The sequence below is a fragment of the Rhodococcus sp. EPR-147 genome, from assembly GCF_001647185.1.
Taxonomy (GTDB): Bacteria; Actinomycetota; Actinomycetes; order Mycobacteriales; family Mycobacteriaceae; genus Rhodococcoides.
Window position 1 is genome coordinate 1 of the sequence record NZ_LVCU01000223.1, and the last position, 2,534, is coordinate 2,534.

The 2,534-nt window shown below is 60.1% G+C and carries 3 protein-coding genes; 2 read left to right on the top strand and 1 reads right to left on the bottom strand.

All coding sequences use genetic code 11. The annotated features are described in order from the left end of the window. Nucleotides 1–278: 278 nt before the first annotated feature. Both A2J02_RS10795 and A2J02_RS10800 read left to right on the top strand, forming a co-directional pair. Entirely contained in the window at nt 279–752 is a 474-nt protein-coding gene (locus A2J02_RS10795) for an SRPBCC family protein (RefSeq protein WP_068049955.1), read from the top strand. Nucleotides 753–1,026: 274 nt separating this feature from the next. After that, nucleotides 1,027–1,368 carry a hypothetical protein gene (locus A2J02_RS10800; RefSeq protein ID WP_231893819.1) on the top strand — a complete coding sequence of 114 codons (342 nt, stop codon included), beginning with the start codon at nt 1,027–1,029 and terminating at the stop codon, nt 1,366–1,368. 219 nt (nt 1,369–1,587) lie between these two features. Here A2J02_RS10800 and A2J02_RS10805 read toward each other — a convergent pair. Beyond that, a partial coding sequence (locus A2J02_RS10805) for a DUF6461 domain-containing protein (protein WP_082899498.1) occupies nt 1,588–2,534 on the bottom strand: 947 nt, incomplete at its 5' end.

The window sequence follows — 2,534 nt, forward strand, 5'->3', positions numbered from 1 at the left end:
CAGCTCGAAAGCGCCTAACATACAACACAACTCGTTGATCATGAACCGGATGGTTCACCGATCCGAATTACACCACCCCATGGGGCACTATCCACAACAAAACGCCCGTTCACGAGAATTATCTGGTGAACGGGCGTTTTCGTTCGGCTGGCTGCGTCGTCGATTCATCTCGGACGTATCCACCGACGAGTGCTTGGATCACCCACCCGACCCACGGCTTCCGCCATTGTGAGAGGTCGTCCCGAGTAGCGGAATGGGTGACCTGCGAAGCTGTGCGGATGGCTTTCATCATCCGGCTGACAACGTTGATCGACGCGGACCCCGCAGTGGTCTTCGATCTGGAATCGGATGCTCTCGTTCACGCCGAATCTCAGGGATCGTTCGGTGAGAGCGTTCGAGTCGACTCGGGTCGAAGTGCTCTTCGCTTGGGCGATGAAATCGAAATCCGTTCCAGGCACCTCGGCGTGTGGTTCACCTTGATCAGTCGCATCACGGAGTACGAGCCCTCGCGACACTTCGTGGATGAGCAGGTCACTGGCCCCTTCGCCTCGATGCGTCACGAACATTTGTTTCTCGCACGCCGTGAACACACGCACATGGTCGACATCATGTCGGTGAAATTCCGTGGCGGACGACTCGGCGCTGTGATCTTGGACGTCCCGGGCAACCTGTACCTTCGTCGCGTCCTGTGCGTTCGAAATGCGTACATCAAGAAGCGTGCCGAAGCGGAGCGGAAAGCTCGTGGTCGGTAGTCGTTCACAATCTGCTACCGACACAACGGTTCTCGACCCTGTTTAGCGCACCCATCAGCTGCATTCGGTCCGAAAGATGCTGAGCGGTATTTTTTGTTGCACACTGGCAACTCGGACATAGTTCACTCGAACGAGGAGAATGGCCATGCGATCGACCGGCCGAATTATGCTCGGGGCTCTACTCTGCGCCCCAGCGCTATTGGTGTTCCCCGCGACGGCGTCGGCGGCACAGCCGACAGACTTGACGTACGCGTTCGAGGTCGACGGGGCGACCGTGACCAACACGATTACCAACAATTCCGGCAGCGAACTGACCTGCGGCACATCGTTGGCTCCCGCACCGGGCGGAGTGCTGCCCCCGGTGTGGGAGGTCGTCGGCAACGGTCAGACGCTGTACTCGACCGACGACGCGGGGCAGGTCGGAATCAGTACCCAGCACGTTACCGATATCCCAGCCGGCACCTATGTCGCGCTGGCATCGTGCGTTACCGAAGGCGTCGATCCCACAACAGCGTGGGTCTCGGACTACCCCGGCCTCCCCGACGTCCTCGCAACCCTGCCGTGGACCTCGTACGCAGTGCAGCAGGCATCGCCGATCATTACGATCGAAAATTGAGCGCTGGAACCTGATTCGATCACCGGCAGCTCTGACCAACTGTTACGTTTCGCGCCAGAGCTGTCGACCCCAGGTCTCGTCGGCGGTCAACGGAACCTGGATCGGAGGGAGTCACCACGGTGGTGATGGCGGCGGGGTTCCGTGGTCCTTGGACCAGCGCGGCGCAAGGAGGGCAATGCCGTTTCCGGTTCGCGGACGAAGGCCCGCGGTGGTCTGTGATCAGTCTCCGGTGAAAAGCTCGTCGGCCAATTCTGTTCCGACGTCGAGGTGAGTGAACTCGATGGTCTGGAACGCCGTGTGCCATCTCAGCGCAATGCCGGTCTCGGAATCGAAAGCGACGGAACCTGGAAAACCCTGCCAGCCAGGCGGTAGCTCGAATTGCCATGCCGGCCTGCCGTCGATCTCGACAGCCGTACCCTCCGTCTCGTCGTCGAGCAGAGTGCCGAGCTCGACATCCCAATTCTTGTGCACCTCGACCAGCGAAGCAGGATGAACCTTCAGGCCGATCGGAGGCGCGTCCTTCACCAGAACTCCATCCACGCGTGACCAGATGTTCTGGCGGTAGTCGCTGACATACCGGATTCCGTACTCGTCTTCGAGTCGGTACGAGCGAAGCGGGCGGTACCAGAAGCGAACCTCCGCTACTTGATCGGCCCTGGTCTCCACCGCCCGCCCACGCCGCGACAACCGATACGACTTTTCGTAACGGTCGACGACCGCACCCCAGGATGATTCGGACTCGAATGTTCGGGCCTGAACTGGCGGAAGGGCGGGACCTGTCCGAACCACGACGACTTCGAAGACTCCTGTTGCCAGAATTTCAGGGCTGATTCGAGACTGGGTCAGATGGTCTGCCAACGCGAAAGACCCTGCCACGGTGGGAAAACCCTCGTTCCGGGGCGGCGGTCCGTCGATTCCCACTCCGCCGATGGTGCGAGCGGCGTCGATTACCGACTCCGGCGCAACGCCTTCCTCGGGATCGTAGTGATACGGATCGAAGTCTGCTACGACCTGCCCATTGGACCACCATACGAACCGCTCGCCTGATCCAAGGCTGCTGTGCGACACAATGTCTCGGCCTGCGAACAACGGGTTCAAGTATGTCTCCGTCGCCGCTACATACTGAGAATTCTGCTGCACGAGGAGAACCTTGTCGTCACCGAGAT